Annotated in this window: 16 protein-coding genes; 8 read left to right on the top strand and 8 right to left on the bottom strand. The window is 66.1% G+C overall.

Translation table 11 applies throughout. The annotated features are described in order from the left end of the window. Positions 1 to 32 precede the first annotated feature (32 nt). Positions 33 to 1250 (bottom strand): DUF1573 domain-containing protein, encoded by a 1218-nt coding sequence (locus Poly30_RS01795; protein ID WP_145194310.1) that lies wholly within the window; start codon positions 1248 to 1250, stop codon positions 33 to 35. A 223-nt stretch (positions 1251 to 1473) separates the two neighbouring features. Between Poly30_RS01795 and Poly30_RS01800 the strand changes: the two genes are divergently transcribed. From Poly30_RS01800 to Poly30_RS01815, 5 genes are all read left to right on the top strand, one after another. Next, the gene (locus Poly30_RS01800) at positions 1474 to 2412 is read left to right on the top strand and encodes a hypothetical protein (protein WP_145194311.1); all 939 of its coding nucleotides are present in this window, start codon (positions 1474 to 1476) and stop codon (positions 2410 to 2412) included. A 47-nt stretch (positions 2413 to 2459) separates the two neighbouring features. Further along, complete coding sequence (locus Poly30_RS01805) at positions 2460 to 2849, top strand: hypothetical protein (RefSeq protein WP_145194312.1); 390 nt, start codon at positions 2460 to 2462, stop codon at positions 2847 to 2849. A 61-nt stretch (positions 2850 to 2910) separates the two neighbouring features. Further along, a complete protein-coding gene (locus Poly30_RS01810) occupies positions 2911 to 3405 on the top strand; it encodes a hypothetical protein (protein WP_145194313.1) in 495 nt (164 codons plus the stop codon). Between the two features lie 846 nt (positions 3406 to 4251). Next, positions 4252 to 4383 carry a hypothetical protein gene (locus Poly30_RS28040; protein WP_419190842.1) on the top strand — a complete coding sequence of 44 codons (132 nt, stop codon included), beginning with the start codon at positions 4252 to 4254 and terminating at the stop codon, positions 4381 to 4383. Next, positions 4380 to 5159 (top strand): hypothetical protein, encoded by a 780-nt coding sequence (locus Poly30_RS01815; RefSeq protein WP_145194314.1) that lies wholly within the window; start codon positions 4380 to 4382, stop codon positions 5157 to 5159. The genes Poly30_RS28040 and Poly30_RS01815 overlap by 4 nt, the downstream gene beginning before the upstream one ends. Before the next feature lie 342 nt (positions 5160 to 5501). On the opposite strand, the gene Poly30_RS01820 is transcribed toward Poly30_RS01815, so the two are convergent. Together Poly30_RS01820 and Poly30_RS01825 are read right to left on the bottom strand one after the other, a co-directional pair. After that, on the bottom strand, positions 5502 to 6560 hold the full coding sequence (locus Poly30_RS01820; RefSeq protein ID WP_145194315.1) for a ligand-binding sensor domain-containing protein: 1059 nt from the start codon (positions 6558 to 6560) through the stop codon (positions 5502 to 5504). A gap of 519 nt (positions 6561 to 7079) precedes the next feature. Then, on the bottom strand, positions 7080 to 7817 hold the full coding sequence (locus Poly30_RS01825; RefSeq protein WP_145194316.1) for a hypothetical protein: 738 nt from the start codon (positions 7815 to 7817) through the stop codon (positions 7080 to 7082). Between the two features lie 445 nt (positions 7818 to 8262). Here Poly30_RS01825 and Poly30_RS01830 point away from each other — a divergent pair, with 445 nt between their 5' ends. After that, positions 8263 to 9807, top strand: a complete 1545-nt coding sequence (locus Poly30_RS01830) for an FG-GAP repeat domain-containing protein (RefSeq protein WP_419191396.1) — start codon at positions 8263 to 8265, stop codon at positions 9805 to 9807. Positions 9808 to 9918: 111 nt separating this feature from the next. Here Poly30_RS01830 and Poly30_RS01835 read toward each other — a convergent pair whose 3' ends face one another. From Poly30_RS01835 to Poly30_RS01845, 3 genes are all read right to left on the bottom strand, one after another. After that, complete coding sequence (locus Poly30_RS01835; protein ID WP_145194318.1) at positions 9919 to 10752, bottom strand: hypothetical protein; 834 nt, start codon at positions 10750 to 10752, stop codon at positions 9919 to 9921. Positions 10753 to 10814: 62 nt separating this feature from the next. After that, entirely contained in the window at positions 10815 to 11396 is a 582-nt protein-coding gene (locus tag Poly30_RS01840; RefSeq protein ID WP_145194319.1) for a hypothetical protein, read from the bottom strand. A 111-nt stretch (positions 11397 to 11507) separates the two neighbouring features. After that, positions 11508 to 12569 carry a hypothetical protein gene (locus Poly30_RS01845; RefSeq protein ID WP_145194320.1) on the bottom strand — a complete coding sequence of 354 codons (1062 nt, stop codon included), beginning with the start codon at positions 12567 to 12569 and terminating at the stop codon, positions 11508 to 11510. Between the two features lie 236 nt (positions 12570 to 12805). Between Poly30_RS01845 and Poly30_RS01850 the strand changes: the two genes are divergently transcribed. Together Poly30_RS01850 and Poly30_RS01855 are read left to right on the top strand one after the other, a co-directional pair. After that, the gene (locus Poly30_RS01850) at positions 12806 to 14575 is read left to right on the top strand and encodes a M64 family metallopeptidase (protein ID WP_145194321.1); all 1770 of its coding nucleotides are present in this window, start codon (positions 12806 to 12808) and stop codon (positions 14573 to 14575) included. Between the two features lie 10 nt (positions 14576 to 14585). After that, positions 14586 to 16814 carry an APC family permease gene (locus Poly30_RS01855; RefSeq protein WP_145194322.1) on the top strand — a complete coding sequence of 743 codons (2229 nt, stop codon included), beginning with the start codon at positions 14586 to 14588 and terminating at the stop codon, positions 16812 to 16814. Between the two features lie 64 nt (positions 16815 to 16878). Here the strand turns inward: Poly30_RS01855 and Poly30_RS01860 are convergent, their stop codons facing one another. Both Poly30_RS01860 and Poly30_RS01865 read right to left on the bottom strand, forming a co-directional pair. Next, positions 16879 to 19941 carry a carboxypeptidase-like regulatory domain-containing protein gene (locus Poly30_RS01860; RefSeq protein ID WP_145194323.1) on the bottom strand — a complete coding sequence of 1021 codons (3063 nt, stop codon included), beginning with the start codon at positions 19939 to 19941 and terminating at the stop codon, positions 16879 to 16881. Positions 19942 to 20052: 111 nt separating this feature from the next. Further along, complete coding sequence (locus Poly30_RS01865) at positions 20053 to 22851, bottom strand: HEAT repeat domain-containing protein (RefSeq protein ID WP_145194324.1); 2799 nt, start codon at positions 22849 to 22851, stop codon at positions 20053 to 20055. Positions 22852 to 22945: the final 94 nt, after the last annotated feature.

Below are 22945 nucleotides of genomic sequence, written 5' to 3' on the forward strand. Positions count from 1 at the left end.
CCGGACTCCGACGGTCAAGGGGGAGTTCGGGTTCAGCGTCGAGCGCTGCCTCGAACCACACCGGCGTAGCGCAGGGTCAAGACAGGGAACTCGGCGTCCCCGGTGTGGATGCGGACCTCACCACGCAGGACCTGGTCGGGTAGGGCCTCGGGCACGTCCAGCTGCAGGCGGATCTCGATCCGCTGGCGGCCTTGTTCGTCCGCCCCGGAAATCGCCGCAAGCGTCACGGCCGGCGTTATTGAATTCGCGTCACCGCCGGTCTCGGGGACCACCTCGACCCGAAGGTCGTCCGCGTCGAGGGAATCATCGCGCATCAGGAGATGTCTCGTTCGCTCGGTCTTCGATCCCGGGCGCATGAGGCCGAAGGAGGCAAACGTCTCGTCGAGCTCGAGCGCACCCTCTACGCGGTACGTGAGCCCGACGGCGGTGAAATGCTCCTTCGCACGCGTCACCCCGCTCTCTGTGGCGCCTGGCTCGGAAGGCGGAGCCGAGATCACCTTGCGCCTCCAAACGTACCCGTGCGGTCCAGGCGGTGTGTCGGCCCCGACGGCGAGTTCGAGCATCCAACGGCTCGACCAGCCGCGCTCGTCCGGCGTGATGGGCGTGCAGCGGACGCTGAGTCCGGGAGGCATTGGAATGCGATGATCCAGTGGCTCGGCGAGTCCAAAGGGTTGTCCAGTCGTGGACTCGATCGCCACGATCTCGGTGTGGCCGGAGCCGTGGGGCAGCGGGTCGAGGGCCACAACACTGGAGGGCGTGGCCCGCACGAAGAGCGAGACCGTTGCCAGCATCACCAGGTCGAAGCGCTGAGTGCGAACGGTGGGTGGGTCCTCCATCCGGGTCGGATCAACAGGTGACTCCGCGACGACGAGGATGCGGCCACGCCGTGAAGGGGGCGCCACGAAGTTGCTCAGCCGGGCAGTCAGGCGGACCAGGCTGCCTGGCTCGATCGGTTCCCCGAAGGCGTACGGGGCCCAGCGCTGGCTGTCCGGCCGCTGCCACTCGATGGCTCCACGCGACGTGCTCACGCTGGGTTGGGCCTGCACGATCGTCACAGGCGTCGCGCCAACGGTTCGCAGCGTGAACGTATGCGTCGCCTCATCGCCGGCGAAGACATCCCCGAAGCGATGGGTGGCCTCTCCCACGACCTCCAGCCGCCCGGGTTCGGTGTCGATCGCCAGCGGGACCCGCCCCCCGCTCGCCGGGAACAGCATCGTCGAGATCAGCGGAAGGGCGAAGAGGAGCGACACGAAGCGGCCTACGTCCTTCTATCGCATCCAGTAGGAAGCGTAGGCCGAAATTTCTCAGCCATGGCCACTTCCGTTCCGGACCACTAGGACGCTGGGAAGGGGCGCGTAGGCCTCCCAAGATCAAGATTTTCCAGAAATGGAGCCCAGCTTTTCCGGAACATCTCCTAGCCTCAATCCACTCCACCCCGTCAGTCCGCCCTATCTTCCCAACTCGGAGTCACCCATGCTCACCCTCGCCGCACTGATTCTCGCGCCCCAAGTCACTGTGCCTGCTCGCCCGATCCTCGGCCCCATCCAGGACGCTGGCGTGTACGACTACGCCACCGGGACCCTCTACCCTCCTGGGACCCAGAGCACCTCGGGCCCTGACTCGATTTACGACAACACGGCGTCGGCCGGCTTCTACTACGACGTCGCATCCTTTTCGACGGCCAGCCAGGCCACCCTCAGCCTCAGGGACGTCGGCGGCATTCCGGGTCCCGGAAATCCCGGCGCGTTCGCGGCTCCTGCCGATCGCGCGGAACTGCTCGTCAACGGCTTCGAATTCGCGTACTGCGTCGAGATCCCAGGTGGGACCGCGGGCTTTATCTTCTTCTTCTCCTCAGGCGCGCTTTCGACCACCACTCCGGAGGTCGGAGGCACCGCGCAAATCTTCGTCGAAGGACTGCCAACCGGCGGGACGTACCGAGTCCGCGTCGACCTCGGACCGAGCTTGAGCTTCTGCTTGCTCCCGGACGGTGGTCCGCAGGATTCAGGCTTCGATGGAGTTCCGTCAATGGATCGATTCACGGTCACGGCGGTCGCGAGCAACTTCAATGGCGGCCATGTGGGACTGTTGCTGGCAGGCGATCCTGCAGCCACGGACGCCAGCTACTTGCCTCCCACCCAGCCGTTGCCGCGAGACGGTGATGGTACCTACTACGGCACCGCGCCCTCCTGCGCTGCAGGCACGACAGGGTATCTCACCGAAGACTCGCTGGCGGCCTGGATCTTTCCGGGGAACACGTTCATCGCGAGCGTCAACGCGGGCGGCTACACCAGCGCAGGTGGATGCGGCACAGCGCCTCGACGCCATGGGCCTCGCTCTACCTGCGGCTCTTCAGCGATCCGGCCGTCACCTGCGCCATCGACTGCGCGAGCCTTCCGCCGGAAGGCCTTCTGACCCACTACTGCTCCTCCGAGCCGAACTCCACGGGCATGAACGGATACATGAGCCTCTGTGGACCGACGCGGATGTTCGAACTGGATCAGTTCACCTTGACCGCCAACCAGCTTCCACCCTGGTCGTTCGGACTCTTTCTCCACAGCACGAATGCCAGCTACATCCAACATCCCGGCGGAGCCCAGGGGGCCATCTGCGTCGGTGGCTCCGTCGGACGCTTCGGAGTTCAGAACGCAGGAGCCAGTGGACAGCTCAGTCTCGATACGACCCTGGGACAATGGTCCGTCCTGGCGCTCCCTTCTGCCACATGGGGCTTTCCAGCGGCGGCCGGAATGCGCTCTCACTTCCAGGTCTGGTTCCGCGACCGTGATTCGTCGGGTGCGCCCACGTCCAACTTCACGGACGCTGGCTCTATGACCTGGGGTTACATTCGATAGCTCCCGGTGCCAGGGTCGTTTTCACCCTTCTCGGCGCATCGCGCTCTCACCACGCCGACCCATGCCGAACAACGCAGCCGAATCGCTACCCATGGAAAGGGACTTCGATCCCTGGGGCGGACAACTCGATGGCCAGACTGCGTGGAGGAACTTCGGTGAGCTCACCATCGAGGAGGCGTTCGAGCTCTTCTGCACGAATCCGATCATCTACGTGGAAGACTTCATGTTCATGGGGCCCCGGGCCTTCACCCACTATTTTCCGGTGATCGATCGATACGTCCGCGAGGTGGCGCCAGAGGATGGAGAGACGGAGATCGAAGTCTCTGGCCTCGCCGCGGCCATCTGGTTCCAGCTCGATCATGAAGGAGTGTATTTCCGAGAGTCGTTCCTCGAACCGATCGAACAGCTGGTCGACCACGTGAGTTCGGAAGCGGGATCGTTCTCCCCCGGGCTCGAGGACCAGGTGCGGATCCGTCGCGAGTGGACCCGGGTCGAGAAGAAGTTGAGTGAAGTACGATCTCGCCAGTCGAAGGTTCGCAACAGAGAGGACGGATGATCGGCGGAGGCGCGATTCAACCCGTTGGAGCCTGTCGCGAACAGCTGGATCCGCGATTCAGTACGTCAGCGACGGAAAGTAAGTCCAAAATGGCGGTGCCGCCAATTCGGAACGTGGCGGCTTTGGGTCAGGCTCGGTACCGCCAGGCTCGATACCGCCATGGTCGCCTCGCGGTAGGGAACCTGGCGGTACTCCGCATGGATCGACAGAAATCCGGGAGACTCGGTTCGCGTTATCCCTGGCGGCGGGGTGACGATCATGTATGGACTCCATCTCCGACTTCTTCCCCGGGCCCTCTCGAGGCCGTGGCGATGCCCCAGGCCTCGAAAGATCCCTGGAGGACTGGGTCTGGCTCGGGCACCTCTGCGCCAGACTGGTGGCGGACCCCGGCCTAGCGGACGACGCCAGGCAAGAGGCGTGGCTCGCTGGCTCCAGCCGGCACTCGATGTTCCTGGCGGCCAGGCGCTTCATCTGGCGTTCGCGCCGCAGCGAGGGGCGGCGCTCCGTGCGCGAGGAGATGGCAGCCCGGCCCGAAGCCCTTCCCTCCACCGAGGAGCTCGTTCTCCGAAGTGAACAACAGCGGCGCGTCTGGAATGAGCTGATGACGCTCGACGAGCCGTTTCGAACGACGCTCTTGCTGCGCTACCAGGAAGGGCTGGAGCCGAAAGAGATCGCCGAGCGGGAGGGCGTCGCCGCGGACTCCGTGGCGGTACGGAACCCGACCCAAATCCGCCACGTTTCGTCACCCGCGAGAACGTGGCGGATCTGGGTCGGGTTCGGTACCGCCGGGTTCGGTACCGCTCCTGAGTCGCAGCTGCCCTGGGAGCTTCTGCTACGATCAGGCCCATGGGTCAGCTTTCACTCGCAAGGATCGGTGCGATCGATGCACTGGCCGGCTCCTTTCGCATCGACGAATTCACGAGCGCCGAAGCAGGCTGGCAGATCTACCTGACGTGCGACAGCGCCATCCAACCGTGAGTCAGGATCAAGACGAGTTCGGCATCAGCCCACCGGCGTTGGCTGCCTTACCACCTCCCAGCTCCATCGCACGCGGGATGCTGCAGATGTTGCTTGGGGGCTTCTTCGTGGTCATTGACCTCGGCAACAGGCACTACCAAAGGGTGGAGAGAACGGCGAGCGACGGAACGATCATGTCGGAGGAGACCGGATGGCACTGGGATCTGGTCCCGGACGAAATCGGCCACCTTCTCATCGGACTTGCATTCTTCAGCCTTGCAGGCACGGCGCAGGGGCGTCTACGCAACTGGCTGAAGGCGCTCGGCTGGTGGCAGCTGGTGATGATCTTGATAGCGATGGCCGGGCACCGCATCGACCAGGTCTCGATCACGGAGGTCACAGAGTATGGGTCGATTACGACGAAGAAGCCGAGCTGGATCGGCTTGTACCTGATACCTGGCCTCGGCGTACTTCAAGCCATCGCGGGGGTGACCGCTGGCTGGTGCCTGGCGAAGCTCTGTCGCACCCACCATCTCTCCCGTGGCGCGCAGCTATGGACGCGGTATGCATGGCTGATCAGCACCGCGGCCGCCTTCTATGTGGTGAGCGCGGCCTACCTTCTCATGCGTTGGATCTCTCATCCAGAGGACCCAGTCGTCGGAGCGATGTCCTACCTCCCACAGCACTTCGTCGCCTTCACGGCCCTGGCGGTGGCGACGCTGATCGCCGTCATAGCCCTGTGGCTGCACGCCTGCCTCGGCACACGGGCCGAGGCTCTTGCTACTTCACATCGATGAACGCGCGCTAGCGCTTCTCCGACGACGGTCCATCACCCGTGAGCACTGCCCAGCTGCGACTGAACGAAGCTGATGCTCCGCGCCCGCGTGAAGTTCGTGGCGGTACCGAACCCGATCCAAGTCCGCCACGTTTCGGCGCCCGTGCGATTGCGACGGAGCACGGCCGGGTCCAGAACCGCAACGTCTCATCACTGGGCTGAATGTGGCGGATCTGGGTCAGGTTCGGTACCGCCATGGATCGCTTGTCCGTCGCGAGCTTGGGAGACCTACCTGCTGGGGGCGCTGTGCGAAGGGGCTTCTGAGGGATTTGCCTCGCGTCGCTGCCCGCGCTCAGCGGGACGCCTAATCGTCTGACTCATCGTTTGGCGACAACTCGACCTCCGAGATGTTCGTGAAGACTTCTCCGTCATAGTGGCACACACCGGAGCCGGCACTCGCGAACCAAATCTTCCCGGCCCTGTCCTCCAGCATGGCGTACACGTTGTCGACCAGAAGTCCTTCGGTGCGTGTGATCTTATGGAAGGCTTTTCCGTCAAAGCGGGTCGCCCCGCCCCCCATGAAGTTCGGGAACCCGCCGGGGTGCCCGAGCCAAACATGCCCCCTCCTGTCGACGATCATCGAGCCAACAAAGTCTGATTGCAGACCTTCTTCGGTCGTGAACGACGACAGGTGTTCGCCATCAAAGCGGAAGGCTCCCTCCTGGCCACCGAACCAGAGGCTCCCTGTGCCGTCTATGACCATCGCGCGAACGTTCTCGAAATCTCTCCCCACTTGGTCTGCGAGATTGCTGAACCTCTCGCCGTCGTACGAGCAGACGCCACCCTGGGTTCCGAACCAGATACGCCCCGTTCCATCCTGGGCGATTGCGTAGACCGAGTCGTGGATGAGCCCGTCTTGCGTGGAAAAGCTGGCCATCATCTTGCCGTCGTATCGACTGACTCCTCCGCCTGTACCGATCCATATGTTGGCGTCGCGATCCTCGAAGATCCAATTTGCGCCGTTGTGAACCAAGCCGTTCAGCTCGGTGAAACGGGTAGCCGACTGACCGTCAAACCGTGAAACGCCAGCGAGAACGGACCCGAACCAAAGAGCGCCCCCTCGATCCTCGAGAAGCGAGAAGACTCGTTGCCGGGCGAGACCCATCTCTGAGCCAAAGTTGGTGAACTGTTTCGTGTCGTAGCGAATGGGTCCGCCGAAAGTCGCGAACCAGATGTTCCCTGCGCGGTCTTCCATCATGTTGCGCACGATCACCCGCGGCATGGATGCGCTCGTCAAGGCAACGAGCGGCTGGTAGTAGGGATCGTCCTCTTGAACTTGGGTACGGGCGCATCCGTTCGCAAGGAACGCGGCACTCAGAGTGAGGGCTAGACCGACAAGTATTGCTATCCGCAGGTGGCTCATCCGTCAACGTACGGTGGGGTCTCCGTAGCGTTAGTCGGAGAGGTCGAAGTCCCCCAGCCCTTTCTTGAACGAGCCGCGCGACCTTCAGTGGCGGTACGGAACCCGACCCAAATCCGCCACGTTTCGTCACCCGCGAGAATGTGGCGGATCCGGGTCGGGTTCGGTACCGCCGGGCGGATCTCGATCCGCCCGGCGGCCTTCCTCGTCCTTTCCAGGAATTGCAGCGAGCGTGACGGCCGGTTGCAGCGCAGTCGCTGCACCGGCGGTCTCGGGCACGACCTCGACACGAAGGTCGTCCACGTCGAGGGAGACATCATCGATCAAGAGATGCCTCGTTCGCTCGGTCCTCGATCCCGAGCGCATGAGGCCGAAGGAGGCAAACGTCTCGTCGAGCTCGAGTGCGCCCTGTACGCGGTACGTGAGCGAGACTGTGATGGAATACTCACTGGCACGTGGCGCTCTACTTTCTGTGGCGGCTGGCTCCGCCGGAGGAGCTGAGATCACCTTGCGCTTCAAAACTTACCCGTGACGTCCAGGCGGTGTATCGGCCCCAACGGCGAATTCGAGCATCCAGCGACTCGACCAGCCGCGCTCGTCCGGCGCGATGGGCGTGCAGCGGACGCTGAGTCCGGGAGGCATTGGAATGCGATGGTCCAGTGGCTCGGCGAGTCCAAAGGGTTGTCCAGTCGTGGACTCGATCGCCACGATCTCGGTGTGGCCGGAGCCGTGGGGCAGCGGGTCGAGGGCCACCATACTGGAGGGCGTGGCCCGCACGAAGAGCGAGACCGTTGCCAGCATCACCAGGTCGAAGCGCTGAGTCAGAACGGCGGGTGGGTCCTCCATCCGGGCCGGATCGACAGGAGACTCCGCGACGACGATGATGCGGCCACGCCGTGAAGGGGGCGCCACGAAGGTGCTCAGCTGTGCCGTCAGGCGGACGAGGCTGCCTGGTTCGATCGTTTCCCCGAGGGTGTACCGAGCCCAGCGCTGGCTGTCCGGTCGCTGCCACTCGATTTCTCCAAGCGAGGTGCTCACGCTGGGTTGGGCCTGCACGATCGTCACAGGCGTAGCGCCAACGGTTCGTAGCGTGAACGCATGCGCCGCCTCATCGCCGGCGAAGACATCCCCGAAGCGATGGGTGGCCTCTCCCACGACCTCCAGCCGGCCGGGTTCGGTGTCGATAGCCAGCGGGATCCGCGCACCGCTCGCTGGGAACAGCATCGTCGAGATCAGCGGAAGGGCGAAGAGGAGCGACACGAAGCGGCCTACGTCCTTCTATCGCATTCAGTAGGAAGCGTAGGCCGAAATTTCTCAGCCATGGCCATTTGCGTGACGATGGCGGTGCGGAACCCGGGCGGTAGGGAACCCGACCCAAAGCCGCCATGTTTCGGTTCGAAGAGGAGGGTTCGGAATCGAAATGTGGCGGATCTGGGTCGGGTTCGGTACCGCGTACGGCGGGAACCGGGTCTACTCGCTCCGTCTGATTGACGACCACGCCGTTTCCGGCACGTCCGCACCCGCACCAGGACAGTGACAGATGAAGAACACGATCATGATTCCTGTAACAGCGTCAACGCTCACCCGGACACTGGCTGTGGGCTGCCTCTGGGCTCTGGCTCTTGGAACGCAGCATGCATTCGCCCAGCGGATCATTCGGATCATCGACGGCGCGCCGTCGATGACCTTGTACCGACCGGGTTCCATGGATGACGTCGACGGGGACGGGAAGGACGACATCTTCATGTATGGATCCTCAGCGGCGGCGTTCGCCGGGAGCCATGTGGTGGCATTCTCCAGCCAAAGCTTCGTCCCGCTATGGACTCAAGCTGTCAACACCATCGGCAATGTCGTCGGGACTTGCCGGACGGCAGAGTCAGTTGTTCTCGGTGACTTCGATGGCGATGGATTCGACGATGTTGCTGTTGGATGTCCAGGAGTCGGAGGGCTCAGCGAGGTCTTTGTCCTCGACGGTAGGACCGGCAGCGAGATCACTCGGGTCACGTATCCTGCTTGTTGCTTCGGGCACTTCCTCGGCGCGCCAGGTGATGTGAACGGCGACGGGTACGCTGACTTGATTGTCTCGACATTCTTCGAGCAACGTGTCTTCCTGGGCCCTTCCGGGCAGTTCGCGTACGCGATTCCAGGTAGCGAAGATTCTGGCCTCGGCGCAGGCGGAGTGGGCGACATCGACATGGATGGGGCCGACGACTTCGTCCTTGGATGGGGCTCAACGGGGGTGGTGGATCTCCACTCCGGGCGGACAGGGGCGCTTCTCGGCTCCACGTGCGTCTTCCCCAACGGCTGCGGCGGCGTCTACGGATTCGAGCCCATTGGCCTCGGTGATATCAACGGCGATCAGATTCCCGACTTCGCCGTCTCAGCTCACAACGTCTTGATTCCGGCTTCGAATGGAGGGGTCGGGCTGATCAGGATGATTTCCGGAGCCGATCTGTCGACCATTCACGAGGTGACCGGTCGCCCGGAGCTCTCTCCGGAATCCTGTCGCGAGTTCCTGGGTCAGTCCCTGGGTGGGGGCCACGATCTCAATGGGGATGGGATCAACGACGTGGTCGCGACGGGAGGTGACCCCTTCTGCTTTCACTCTGGCATCGCCATCTCTGGCCGCACGGGCCAGATCCTGGCCCGCGTTCGTCCTCAGATTCATGGAGGAGAACTGGAGCTGAGCCATCCCGTGCACAGCGATCTCTTCATCGACTCCGCCACAACGCTATCCGACGTGGACGGTGACGGCTACGACGACTGGGCGGTGACGAACTCTCGCGCCGGCTTTGGCGGCGTTCTCTCGGGTCGAGTGATCATCCTCGCGGGCGAGCCCGGCGACGTGGAGCATGTCTGCGACAGCGTTCCGCAATCGCTCGGTGCCGCCGCGCGGATCTACTTCTACGACGCCATCTCGGTGGGCACGCGCGGTCTCGAGGTGCACGTGGAAGAAGCGATTCCGGATAGCGTGGCGCTGCTTCTTTACGGCCATCGTGCGCCCCCCGTGCCCTTCGGCGACGGCGTGCTCTGCATCGACCCCCAGTCGGCCGTTCGCTACGGCGGGCCCGTGCGGATCGGGAGCAACGGATCGTTGACCAAGAGCGTGGACTGGGGTGACTCCACCTTGAGCCAAGGCGCGGGAGCCTGGGCCGTGGGCTCCAGCTGGACGATCCAAGCGGTGTTCCGGGACCCTGGTGCAGCGAGCGGATTCAACACGACGGACGCGGTGGAGGCGACCTTCAACTGAACGGAAAAGAAGTGCAAACTGGCGGTTCCACCAAGTCGGAACGTGGCGGCTTTGGGCCAGGCTCGGTACCGCGGTACCGCCACGGTACCGCCAAAGGGGGGATAGAAAGGTTCAGCGCTGGCCGGACGGGGAGTGCTTCTCCAGCGTCGCGCGGTACGTGTCAGGAACCTTCTCGCCCATTCCTTCGAGAGCGTCCGCGGAGCGCCAGGCTTCCTCGTAGTCGGCGACGTTGACCTGGGTCTTGAATGCCTGCAGTTGAACGTAGCCGCGGTCGGAAGGGGCGGCGGTCGCCAGTGCTCGAGCGAAGAGGGGACGCAGCTGATCCTGGATTCGCACGATCTCGGCCTGGGAGGGGACTCCTTCCGTCGGTACCCGCGCGCCCGCTTGCGCTGCGATCAGGAACGCGCAGTCGGCCATTCGCACGGGGTGCTCCTGGCCCAGCTCGATCGACGTGGCCGCAAAGTCCCCGGCCTCCAGGTAGTTCTGGTGGTCCTGGTAAACGCACGCGAAGCCATAGAACACATCGGGGTTCGTCTCATCGAGGAGCCACGCCTGATTGAGACGCTTCATCGCCATTTCGTACTGATCCTCGAGGTAAAACTTCAGACCCTTCTGCGCGTAGACCTCGCTCGCGGACTCGCGGCCGCCGAATGCGGCCGACGTCTGGGCGATGAACTGCTTGTCCGCGGCAGAAACCAGCCATTGGCTGCGATCCGTCTGGCCGTACATGGGCAGGATGTTGGTGGGGATCTTGGCGTCCGGATCGAGCTCGAGAAGACGGTCCGCGCCGACGGCCCAAACGGGCGGAACGGCCGAGTCATGGTCGGGAGCCGCCGCGGAAGCCGCCGCGGGCGCTGGCGCGGGTGAGGCACAGGCGGCAGCAAGGAGGACGACGGTCGTCAGAAAAATCGCAGCGGCAAGACCGCGTGGCTGGGTGAGCTTCATGGCCTGGAGGATAGCAGGGACCGGCGGAAGCCATCCCCAGAGCGTGGCAGCACCGCCAAAGGTTACTCGTCCTCGGCGGGACTCTTCGGCGCGACGCCCGACTCTTCGACAGGGCCGACGACCATCTTGCCCATGGCCTCCGGTCGCTGGCTCAGGTGCCCTTCATCGACCGGCTCGGGCGGATAGCAAACCTCGCCCATGATCTCGGGTGGCCGCGCCAGCGGCTCGTCGACGAGGTCTGAATTCGAGGACGTTGGACCGGGCTCCGGGTCCGGGTGCGTCGCCGAGGGTGCGTCGTCGGTGCACGCCACGAGCATGCCAGAGGCGACCACCAGCCCCAGGCCTGCCAGCCTCTTGCCCTGCGAAGAGGTTTCCGGAAGGTAAACCGGCCGCCCGCCTTCGTCGAGTTCGACGCGCATGCAGACGCGTTCGCTGGAGTCCTCCACCAGCCTCTTCGCTGCGGCCTTCGTCATGGCCGAGCCGTCCACCACGTGCAGCGCGCACTGGCCGCAGTAGCGCCGGGATCCAGCTCCCAGCAATTCCGCCCAGCGCATGGGACAGGGCTCTTCGATCTTCAGCTCGCGCTCGTTCTTCATGTTTGCCTCGACGGTCTCCGGGAGCAGCTGAAGTGCCGCTTCACCCACGTCGGCTCTCCAACGTCGCGGTGATGCGACGGCTTGGGACTATCTGCCGAAGTTCTCCGCGGCGTCCCACGTTGCTACACGGCCTCGTGCACGAGCGGCGGGCATCGCGACTCAGTCGAACGTGATGCGCAGGCCGCCCGTGAAGTTCGACGTCGGGGTCATCGCGGGCCCGGGCTCGACGTCTCGGAACCACGCCTGGAAGTGCCAGGTTTCCCCCGCGACGACCGGCACCGCCCCGTTCGGCTGGGGCATCGCCGCGAGGTCGAGGTCCAGCTCGAACGCGCGCGCCGTGCCCGAGTTCTTGATCTGACCTGGCCCGACGTAGCGGCCAATCGCTCCGCCCAGGCAGAGCGTTCCCGCGCTTCCGCCCGCCGCCGGCACCATGCCGGCGCCGCGACTGGTGAGGAAGAAGCCGAACGTGTTCTCGGGCAGCTGCCACGCGCGGAGCCGGAGCTGGTTCGCGGCAGCCGAGGTGGAACCGGTGGCCGAGCAAAACCCTCGTTCGCGCAGGCTCGTCTCCTCGGACTCGCAGTGCGCGTCGCCGATCGGGGTCACGGCGGAGATCATCAGGTCATCGATGAGCAGCGACCGGAACGTGGTCACGATCTCGAAGTCGAGGCGGCGCGTTCCCGTGGGAAGCGTCCACCCGTGCCATTCGTACGCGCCGCACGGGCCCTGGAGTTGCAGCAGCCTTCGATCGAGTTCGATGCCGAGGTCGTCCAGGAACACGACTTCCCAGAGGCGCGAGTCGGGCACCTGCGGATCGATCGTGTCCGACGCGAAGTAGCCGCCGAGCGCGACCTGGTCCGCGCCCATCACCAGGGAGAAGCTGGACAGGAAAGCACCGAACTGACGGTTGCCCGAGCGGTGCATCGAGCCGCAGTAGGGCGAGAGCGTCGCGTCGTGGATCTGGATCAAGTTGGGGAAACTCGTCGCGCAGATCGACGCCGTGCCGCCGAAGGCACCTCCGAGGAGGCACGGTGCGCCGGTGGGGGGGTGCTGGCCGCCGAACTGAGTCGACTGCGATTCGAAGCCCTCGAACTGCTCGCCGATGAACGGGGCCAGGGGCGTGGCTTGTCCCACCTGGGTCATCGGTGCCACGGGGGAGCTCCACGCAGGCGAGACTGCAAGGGCGAGCGTGAGGAGAGTCAACGGACGGGGCGCGTAAAGCATGATAGGCACGAACTGGAGGCCGGAGGAGACCCCGTGGATGGAGTCCTGAACGGAGACGAAGCGTGAGAAGCTGTCGCGGGCCCTCACGGATCTCGTCTTTGCTCCAGGAACTCTGGAACCCAAGAAAACGGGATCAGGAGAACCTCCGGGCCCTAGAGTGCGTCACGTTGAGGTACCTCCGCCGGTGCCCTTCGAGAACCGGGACGCGCGGAGGCCCTTCTCCCACCCAGCGCCCGATGTCCTTTCGTTTCACGCAGCGCCCTCTGCGCGCCCTCATCCTCCCCGTGGCAGGCCCGACGCTCGTCGCCGCCGCCGCAGCCGTCGCCCTCCAGAACTCGCCCCAGGGCCACGTTCGCTGGAACGAGCCTGCGCCCGAGGGCTTCGAGACGGTCTTCTACGATGGTCCCGGCCTTCGCGGAGAGCTGACCGGCGGAGCCACGCTCCAGCCCGCCATGGAGAACCTCTCCGAGCTGCCCGTGACCCCCGCGCCGGTCACGACGCTCTTCCGCGGTGAGGCGGCTGGCCTCGCCCAGGTGGCCCCGTCGGGCCAGCGGCTCCTCGGCGCCGACAACCGCGTCGACCTCGTCTTCGTGGGGGACGGCTACACCGCGTCGGAGCTCGGCACCTACCAGAACCACGTCAACAACGTCGTCGGCGGCCTCTTCAGCACCGAGCCGCTGACGAGCTACATCGACTACTTCGCGGTGCACCGCATCGACGTGATCTCGAACGAGTCGGGCGTCGACAACGATCCGTCCCAGGGCATCCTGCGCGACACGGCCCTCGACATGCAGTTCTGGTGCAGCGGCATCGAGCGCCTGCTCTGCGTCAGCGTCGGCGCCGCGTACTCCTACGCCAACAACGCGCCCAGCGTCGACCAGGTCATCGCGCTCGCCAACACGACCAAGTACGGCGGCGCCGGCTACCTCAGCTCGAACCTGGCGACGAGTTCGGGGGGCAACAGCGCGGCGGTGGAGATCGTCAAGCACGAACTCGGGCACTCCCTGGGTCGCCTCGCCGACGAGTACACCTACGGAGGCCCCACCAACTGGACCGGCGGCGAGCCGAGCGGCCAGAACGTCTCGACCTACGAGGCCGCCACCATGGCGAGCAACGGCCAGAAGTGGGCGAACTGGCTCGGCGCCAGCGCATCCGGCTTCGACGGCACGATCGGAACGTTCGAGGGAGCGCAGTACAGCGTCACCGGGATCTACCGCCCGTCGAACAATTCGCTCATGCGCGCCCTGGGCCGGAACTTCAATCTCGTCGGCGCCGAGCAGGTGCTGAAGGAGATCTACCGCAAGGTCGAGCCGATCGATTCGGCGTCCGATCCGGCCCTCGACTACACCGACGCCGACACGCTCGTCGTCAGCCCCATGAACGTGGTAGGCGCGCCGCTCAGCATCCAGTGGTCGCTCGATGGAACGCCGATCCCGGGGGCCACCGGCATGTCCCTGGATCTCGGAACACTGGGCCTTGGCGGCTGCATGGCGGAGGTCAGCGTGCGCGTCGTCGACGAGACCCCCTGGGTCCGGGACGAGACATTCCGCGCGGCGCGCATGACCCAGGAGCTGACCTACCGCATCAACGAGGTCTGGACGTCGCTCGAGTGCGTCGCCAGTCCGAACTCGGTCGGCGCGGGAGCTGACCTCTCGATCCTCGGATCGCCATCGCTGGCGGACGAGGACCTGGGGCTCTCGATCGGCAGCGGTCCGGTCGGCGCACCCGTGCTGTTCTTCTACGGAAGCGCGCCCTCCAGCGTGGCACTCGGCGAAGGCACCCTCTGCGCGGGCGGGACGATCCAGCGAGTGACGGTTCGCTTCTTCGACAACCTCGGCCAGGCCTTCCACACCGTCGACTTCCAGAACGACCCGGTCTCCAGCGGCGCCACGGCCCTGCTTCCGGGCACGACCTGGATCTTCCAGGGCTGGTACCGCGACACGGCGACCGGCGGCGCGGCCACGTTCAACTTTTCCAGTGCACAGAACGTGAGCTTCTGCCCGTAACCTGCGGCGCATGAGCGTCCCCGTCGAGCCCCAGCGCAGCATTGGTCTCTTCGGCGCGACGGCCATCGGCGTCGGCGCCATCGTCGGCGGCGGGATCCTCGCCCTCGCGGGCTCGGCGCTCGCGGTCACGGGGCCCAGCGCTCTCCTGGCGTTCACGGCCAACGGCGTGATCGCCATCATCACCGCGCTGTCATTCGCCGAGCTTTCGACGGCCTTCCCGCAGTCGGGCGGCACCTACACGTTCGCCAAGCGCGTGCTGGCGGTGGGGCCCGCGTTCGCCGTGGGCTGGGTCGTCTGGTTCGCCTCGATCATCGCGGCGGTCCTGTACGCGCTCGGCACGGCGACCTTCGTGGCGAACGGCCTGGCGGGCGGGCTCGAGGCCTTCGGCGTCGCAGCGCCGGAGTGGCTCGCCGGGCGCGGGATGCTCCTCCTCACGGCGCTCGTCGCCACCCTCGCGAGCGCGCTCGTTCTCGTTCGATCGACGGGCGGCGGCGGAAGCGCCGTCAGCGTGGCCAAGGTCGCCGTCTTCGCCGTGCTGATCCTCGGCGGCGCCTGGGTGGGACTGCGCACCATGCCGCCCGCCGTCGAGCGCATGACGCCGTTCTTCCCCGGCGGCGCCAGCGGCTTCTTCCAGGCGATGGGCTACACCTTCATCGCGCTCCAGGGCTTCGACCTCGTGGCCGCCGTCGCAGGCGAGGTGAAAGACCCGCGGAAGACGCTTCCGCGCGCGATGCTCCTCTCCCTCGGGGTCGCGCTGATCGTGTACGTGCCGCTCCTCGTGGTGGTCATCGTGCTCGGGGTCGCGCCCGGCGAGACGATCCAGGCCCTCGCGTCCGCGAACCCCGACACCGTGGTCGCTCTCGCGGCCCAGCGCTACCTCGGCCTGCCCGGTTTCTGGCTGGTCGTCGCGGCGGGCCTCCTCTCGATGTTCTCCGCGTTGCTGGCGAACGTCTACGCCGCGTCGCGGATCGCCCAGGCGATGGCGCGCGATCGGACGCTGCCCGCGTCGCTGGAGCGCGTCGATCCCGCCCGCGGCACGCCCGCGATCGCCGTCCTCGTGACGGCCGGCATCGCGGCCGTCTTCATGCTGGTCGTCGGCGACGTGGCGGCCGCGGGCGCGGCGTCCAGTCTGATCTTCCTGTGCACGTTCGCGCTCGTGCAGGTGCTCTGCGTCGTCGCGCGCCACCGCAGGCCGAAGCACACGGGCTTTCGGGTACCGCTCTGGCCCTGGCTGCCGCTCTTCGGCGCGGCACTCTGCGGCGGGCTGGCGATCTTCCAGAGCCTTGCCGTGCCCCGCGCAGGGCTTGTGGCGCTCGTCTGGCTGCTCCTGGGCGGGATCGCCTACGGGCTTCGCTTCGGCCCGCGCGCCCGCGTCCAGGACGCGCTCGCCGAGGCCGTCGACGCGGATCTTCTGGAGCTGCGCGGTCGGAGTCCGCTCGTACTCGTTCCGACGTCTCATCCGTCGAACGCCGGCGCGCTCTCGCTGATGGGAGCGTGCATCGCGCCGCCGCGCGTCGGGCGCGTACTGATGCTCAACGTGGTCAAGCCGTTCTCGGCTCGCGCCCCCGAGGAGATGGCGCGGTCCCTCGATCAATCCGCGGGCGTGCTTCGCGATTCGCTGGGGGCCGCCCTTCGCGCGGGTGCGCGCGCCGAGGCGCTCGCGACGGTGGGACTCGAGCCGCTGGAGGAGATCGAGCGGGTCGCGCGCCTCTACCGCTGCGCGACGCTGCTCCTCGGGATGAGCGAACTCTCGGATGCGAAGCTGCGCGGCCAGCTCGAGTCGCTCGTGAGTCGCTTGACCTGCAACGTCGCGCTCCTGCGGATTCCGACGGGCTGGCGGCCCGAGGGCATCCGCCGCGTCCTCGTGCCGGTGCACGGAACCGGCGCCCACAGCGCGCTCCGCGCGCGGCTCCTGGCCAGCCTGTTCCACCGCGCGGCGCCCGAGATGGAGGTCACCTATCTGCTGGTCCTGCCAGCGGACACGACGCCAGCCATTCGCGAGCGGCGCGAGCGCTCCTACGAATACCTGATGCGCGAGGAAGCGGTGGCCCCGTCCGTGATTCGCACGCGGCTCTCCGACGACGTGGGGACGGCGCTGGCGGAGGCGTCCCTGGAGTGCGACTTCTTGATCCTCGGCCTGTCGCGCCTCGATCGCAACCGCCGCGCGTTCAGCGAGATGACGCGCAAGCTGATCGCGACGACGAGCGGCGCGGTGCTGCTGATCAGCGAAGGGTCCTGATCCCCTGGTCAATCCGCAGCGCTGTTTGGCGTGCGGCTGAGTCCGGCCGCTGTCTGCGGCGGCGCTACAGACGGAGTTCTGCCGTTTCGCCTGGCTTGATCTCGACCTTCTTCGGGTCGAGGGTGCTGATCTGAGTCTCTTCTCCCGGTGTCGTGCTCGTCGTCTGGACCGTGACTTCCCACGTGCCGGCGACCAGGCCGTCGATACGCGCGTTGCCTGCGCGCAGGATGCCCATCTTGGGGGCGGCGCGCATCTCCAGCGCGCGACCCGCAACGGCGGTGGCACGGACGAAGCTGACCGTGGACGCGGCGCCCTCGGGGTCGCTCGTGATATGAATGGCTCCCGCGCGCTCCATCGAGATGGGAGGCACGGAGACCGTGTCATCGGCGATGGCTCGGACCGGCTCCTCGCGCGCATCCGCGTAGCCCTTGGCCTCGACCACGACCGCCAGGTCCGCGTCGGCGTTGACTCCGATGAGCCGGTACCGTCCGTCCACATCCGTCGTGGCGGTGGCGCCGGCGGAGGAGCCCAGAACGCTGCGGGCGAAAGAGCGTTCCGTGGCTGCTTCATCGCCATCGGATCGTCTTTCCACCGAGACCGCCGCGCCCGCGATCGGCGCGCCGTTGTCATCGACGACGCGTCCGACGAGCGCCGTTCCTGGAATCCGCACGGTCATCGAGTTCTTGCCCACGGTCACCTTCACCTCGGTGCGGACGACCATGGCGAGGTCCGGATGACGTGTGAGCAGCACATAGTCGCCGGGGATGATGCTGGTGAGCAGGAAGCGCCCCTCGAAGTCCGTGACTCCGGTCGTCGTGTCGGGGTTCATGCCCGCGAAGCGATCCTGGAACTCGAGCATTCGCTCCGTGCGATCGACGCTCTCCGGTGAGGCGAGCGAGACGCGAGCGTCCGGCGAAGGCTGGTTGCCGAGCAGGACGAGACCCTTCAGGTCGCCGACCGCGGGGACTTCGAGGTCAACGCGCTGTCGCTGGCCGCTTCGCACCTGGATCTCGGTCCACTCCGTGGGGTGGGCCGCCGAGCCCCGGCCGCCCTCCGCGAAGAGCGAGTCGTCGCGGCGGAACGCGCGGACCTCCCATGTGCCGGGAGCGAGGTGCTCGAACTCCGCGATCCCGTTCTCGTCCGTCTTCTCCCCGTGGCTCACGAGACGCTCGCCCGAGTCTCTCTGGCACTCGACGCGCACGTCGGCGGCGGGAACGTTTTCGGTGTCGGTCACGAACGCCTGCAGAGAACCGCCTCCGAAGAGTTCGATGACGATCTCGTTCTCGTCGTTCTCCGGTGCGAAGAACGGTGCTTGGACGTGGTCGGCGTAGCCGCGCGCTTCGACCTCCAGCGTGACGCTCGGCGCTTCGACCATCGACAGAGGACAGCGCCCGTCGCGGTCCGAGCGCCCGCGCGAGCGGACGCGGTACTCGCCGAAGACCATGGCCTCGGCCGCCTCCTGGCTCTCCTTTTCCTCGTCGGTGGCGCCTTCGCCGCCGCGGCTGCGGCGTCCCCCGAGGTCGAAGGTGGGCGGCGCCGTGGGTTCGACCGTCACGCGCGCGCGTCGGATCGGCTTCTTCGTGGCGGCGTCGACGATGCGGAACCTCAGGAGGGGCGCGGGGTCGAGGGCGACCTTGCCGAGGTTGACGGTGCCCGACTCGGGGACGTCGACGACGATGTCCCGCGTGCGGAAGTACCCCGGTGCGTCGACGGTGAGGGTGAGCTTGGCGGGTGCGCTCTTCGGGCGGAGTTCGAAGGCCGTGACCTTGCCATTCGGAAAGCGATCGGGCGGCGCTTCTGCGGACTCGGTGAGCTGGAGATAAGCGGGCTGACTGCCGTACTTGCCGCTGACCGTCAGGGTCTCGATGGGCTCTAGCGTTTTGGCATCGATGACCTGGAACGTGAGGGTGGTGCCGGGGTCGAACTGGAGCGTCGCCGGTTCCCCGCCGGCACGGGCGTCGACGGCGTCGGAGAGCTCGACCGTCTGGGTGAACATGTTCTTCGTGATGGCGCGGATCCTGTACTTCGCTCCGGGAACGAGGCCCGCGAGCGTGAACGAGCCGTCGCCTTCGATGGTCGTCGTGATATCGCCTGCGGGCGCGAGCTGGGCGGCCATCAGCTGCGAGAATCCGCTGGTCTCGGCGTCCGAGGCGGCTTCGTCGATGAGTAAGGCGGCGACCTGTCCGCGGTGCCGGTCCTTCGGGTAGCCAGCGACGTACCCGCGGATCTGGCCCGCGCGCTCGACCTCGATCACGATGTCCTGCAGGACCTCGCCCGCTCGCTTCGTGGGCCCGTCCCAGCGCTTCGGCAGGATCTCGTCGCTGTCGACCAGAAGCGAGATCGGTCCCTCGGATTCGTGGGGGAGTTCGAAGCGCCCGTCGGCGTCGGTCCGAACGGACTCGACGAGTTCGCCGAAACCGATCGCGTCCATGAGTTCGCTGCCCGTGTCGCCGTTGCGATCGACGCGGCGCACCCGGGCGCCTGCGACCGCACGATCGTCCCCATCGCGGACCCAGCCACTCACGATGACCGCAGGCTGGAGCACGACGTCGCCAAGCGCCCTGCCCTTCTCGGGATCGAGGACGCACTGGATGGGTCCATCCGAGTACCCAGCGACCGCCGTCGTGACCCCGAGACTACGACCGAGCGACTTGCGCGGCTCCAGCTCGAACTGGCCGTCGTCGCCGGTCGTGGTCGAGGCAGGCTTGCGCTTGCGCATCATGCCGACCTGCAGCGCGCCCGCGGCGTCGCGCGACGCGTTCTCCCAGGTGTCGAGCGTGACCTCGACGCCCGCCATCGGGCGGCCGAGCGAGTCGACGAGCCTCCCGGTGTAGGGCCCTGTGGCGGCTTCCACGACTTCTTCTTCGGCGCTGGCCGCTGTAGCTCCGGCTCCCTTCGTGACAAGGCTCCGGCGGTCGACCGTCGCCTCGTCGGCGCTGTCCTCGAGCCTCGCTTCGACGGCCTCCAGCGCGGGCTCCTCGGAGGGAGACAGCGTCATGACGCGGTTCGTCCCGAGCGGTCCTTCGGCGGCTGCCGGCGAAGTCGAATCGTTTCCGAGGAAGAGCCAGGCGGACAGCAGGGCGGCGACCGCACCTGCGACGAGGAGAAGGAGAAGGCCTGATTTCATGACGGAGAGAGGAGAGGACGCGCGAGAGACGCTCTTGAGAGTGCGTCATCCAGCGCGAATCCGCCTCGACCTACTGGGTGAAATCAGGAGCCTACTCTTCCCAGGGAGGGGTCAGCGCGTTTCGTTCAGGCGGTCGAGCGCTGCGCGTGCGGCGGCGGCGATCCTCGGGTCGGTGTCCTTCAGTAGCCCGATGAGCTCGGGCATCGCCTCGACGGCTTCCCAGGTGCCGAGGCCCCGGATCGCCTCGATACGTACGGCCTGGTCGGCGTCATGGAGCAGCCCCATGAGTCTCGAGACGGTGACCTCGCGGGTGGCCTGCTGGACGCGGCGCGTGGCCCAGCGGTTCTCCGCATCCTGGAGCGCGGCGATTCGCTCGAGCTGCTGCAGGCACCAGATGCGCGTTTCATCGCTTTGCGTCGTGCGAGCGGCGGTCAGTAGCAGTTCGGCGCTCTCGTCGGTGAGGTAGCTTTCGAGCGCTCGGACGGCCCTTTCGTAGTGGGGGGCGGTCGGTGGACCCTTGATGAGGCGCGCGACCGGGGGGAGCAGCGCCGGGTCGCGCAGCGTTTCGATGGCTTCGAGCGCGGAGTCGGCGAACTCGGGGTCTCCCACGAGGCTCGCGATCCACTCGATGCGCGCTTCTGAAGGATTCGACCTCATCCAGAGCACGACCGCGTCGACCAGGCTGCTCTTCATGCGCAGCTCGTCGGTATGGGTGGCGGCATACTCGACGATCTCCGGGGTGATCGGTAGCGCGCTGATGCGAAGGTAGATCTGTCCCAGCCGCTCTGGACCGAAAGCTCCATCGGTCGCGATGGCCCCGCTCAGGTCACGCCTGAAGTCGAGGGAGTAGTGGCGGATGAGCGCAGCGGAAATGTCCTGGCTCAGCGGCCCCTGGTCTCGGTTCAAGCTGGCGTCCCACACTTTCTCCTGAAGCAGCCTCAAGAACGCGCGTTGAGCGACTTCCAGGTCGCCTGGCGCGGGGCCCTCCAGCAAGGTCAGCCTCGTCGTCCCGGAAAGATCGGGATCGAACGCAGCGAGATCGACGGCGGCGGCTCTGGCCTCGCTGTCCGTTCGCTCCCGGACCACCGATTCACCCCTCGGCAGGTATTCTTCCACGGTGACCGCGAAACGAGCCCAGAGCTTGGGAGGCAACGCGGCCAGCTGCGGGCGTGGGTCATTGCGATGTGCGATGAGGTGGAGGAGGTCGGGGAACTCCGATGCGAGTGCCCACTTCGTCAGGGCCACGAGGCCCTGTCGATGCCGCAGGCCGGTCTCGATGCGTGTCCTTCGTTCTGCCGAGTGGAAAAGCCTCGACATTCCATCCGCCGATGGGAACAAGGCCGAGGCCAGGGCGACGCATGCACTCGTTTCTCCGTACCAGTCGAGGTACCTCACGAGGGCGACCGCGGTGTCGATCGCCTTTTCGTCGTCCGACTCCCTGAGCCCCTGGATCAAGGACATGACCTGATCGTGCTCCAGGCCCGCTCCGAGTCGGAAAAGGTGCTCATACTCGAAGGGGCCGGCGGTGCGGCCCAGCTCCACGAGTACGTCCTTTCCGATCTCGATGGGGAAGCGCTCTACCTTGATCGACTCCTGGGCGATACCGAACTCGGGCCAGCCTGCGAGTTCGACGGTGGACGCGACGCGCTCGATCGATCTGAGGTCTCTCAGCACGGAGGCGCGAACGCGATCATCCGGGTCGCGCAGAAGCGCGCACAGGAAGTTCGACTCGTCCTCGCCGTACTCGGGCGTCCACTTGACCTTGGAGGTGTGGGTTCCCGCAAGATCCGTGGTCGTGACGAAGACGGTCCGCTCCTTGAGCCAATCGACACCTTCCTTGCGGAGGTCGACGCTGCATCGAAGGGAGGCATCATAGACGCCTTCATTCGAAGCCATGGTCAAGAGCGTCCGAGCGGCGATTTCTTTATTGGAAGAGCTGGGAAGAGCAAGCGCATCGAGAACAAGGTCCCGGATCTGCGTCTGTGGCTGTCCCACTCGTAGCCAAATAGCCGGTCCATCGCTGTTCCATTGAAGGCCAGACTCGATGTCTTCCCGCATCTTCGCCCGCATGCCTGGCGTGAAGCTGCGGCGCTCGGCGAAGGGCAGCATCGCCTGGGCGATCCAGTTCACGCGATCGGGCTTCAAGAGAAGCTCGTCGCAGTATCTCGCCATGTGGGAGTCGCCCGACAGGCGCTCGAAGGGCCTCGCAAGGGCTACGGCCCGCGCGAAGCGAAGCTCCCAGAAGAGGCTCGGCGGACCCGACGCCAGCACCTCACTCACATACCTGTCGGCGGCGCCGGGGGCGATCCTCATCAGCATGTAGAGTGGATCTTCCGTGATGTCGGCGTAGTGGTCCTTGCTCGATTTCCTGAGAGCGCTCAGGACCCCCGGCACCGCGCGTTCACCGATCTGTGCGATGAACTCTAAGTTGCCGTTCGCCGCGTTCTGCTCGATCTCCTGGTCGATGTCGCGCGGCGCAGCAGGCTCGGTGAAGGGGCGGGCGGAAGGTCTGGCCAGCATCTCGAGGCGGATCCAATCGTTCTTCGACTCCGGTGCTTCGGTGGCGCCGAGTTCTACGGCCTTGCGGTGAAGGGTACTGAGTTCGGTCGCCACGTCGATCCATGCGGAGTAGCGAACCGCACCGGGGGCCACGGGTCTGAGCTGCAAGAGCGCCTTCGTAGCGGTGTTGATTCGATCCAGAGCTTTCTGGGGAGCACCCAGCTCCGACAGCTCGAGGCGCGCGGCGGCTATTTCCACCCGCAGGTCGCGGAACGGATCGTCGCTGGCCTTCGCCGACTTCTCCGCGTTCTCCGCGGCAGGTGGTACCTCCTGCGACTGGATCGTCCGGCCAGCAGACAGAGTCGAAGGGAGGGCCATCATCAGGCCAAGGGCGGTCGTGGTTACGAGCATGTCGATTCGTGGGCTTCTGGTGTGTCGGTGAGGGGCAGAGCACTCCGCCCCATGTCGACCTTTGTACGAGTGGGACCGATTTCGCCTGTCATCG

It is taken from the genome of Saltatorellus ferox, assembly GCA_007751475.1.
In the GTDB taxonomy this organism is placed as follows: Bacteria; Planctomycetota; UBA1135; order UBA1135.

What these genes read in the sequence shown, in the direction of transcription:
- Poly30_RS01800 (WP_145194311.1), top strand. Translation starts at nt 1,474, where the DNA reads ATGCTCACCCTCGCCGCACTGATTCTCGCGCCCCAAGTCACTGTGCCT.
- Poly30_RS01805 (WP_145194312.1), top strand. Translation starts at nt 2,460, where the DNA reads ATGAGCCTCTGTGGACCGACGCGGATGTTCGAACTGGATCAGTTCACC.
- Poly30_RS01810 (WP_145194313.1), top strand. Translation starts at nt 2,911, where the DNA reads ATGCCGAACAACGCAGCCGAATCGCTACCCATGGAAAGGGACTTCGAT.
- Poly30_RS28040 (WP_419190842.1), top strand. Translation starts at nt 4,252, where the DNA reads ATGGGTCAGCTTTCACTCGCAAGGATCGGTGCGATCGATGCACTGGCC.
- Poly30_RS01820 (WP_145194315.1), bottom strand. Translation starts at nt 6,560, where the DNA reads ATGAGCCACCTGCGGATAGCAATACTTGTCGGTCTAGCCCTCACTCTG.
- Poly30_RS01830 (WP_419191396.1), top strand. Translation starts at nt 8,263, where the DNA reads ATGGATGACGTCGACGGGGACGGGAAGGACGACATCTTCATGTATGGA.
- Poly30_RS01835 (WP_145194318.1), bottom strand. Translation starts at nt 10,752, where the DNA reads ATGAAGCTCACCCAGCCACGCGGTCTTGCCGCTGCGATTTTTCTGACG.
- Poly30_RS01845 (WP_145194320.1), bottom strand. Translation starts at nt 12,569, where the DNA reads ATGCTTTACGCGCCCCGTCCGTTGACTCTCCTCACGCTCGCCCTTGCA.
- Poly30_RS01850 (WP_145194321.1), top strand. Translation starts at nt 12,806, where the DNA reads ATGTCCTTTCGTTTCACGCAGCGCCCTCTGCGCGCCCTCATCCTCCCC.
- Poly30_RS01855 (WP_145194322.1), top strand. Translation starts at nt 14,586, where the DNA reads ATGAGCGTCCCCGTCGAGCCCCAGCGCAGCATTGGTCTCTTCGGCGCG.
- Poly30_RS01860 (WP_145194323.1), bottom strand. Translation starts at nt 19,941, where the DNA reads ATGAAATCAGGCCTTCTCCTTCTCCTCGTCGCAGGTGCGGTCGCCGCC.
- Poly30_RS01865 (WP_145194324.1), bottom strand. Translation starts at nt 22,851, where the DNA reads ATGCTCGTAACCACGACCGCCCTTGGCCTGATGATGGCCCTCCCTTCG.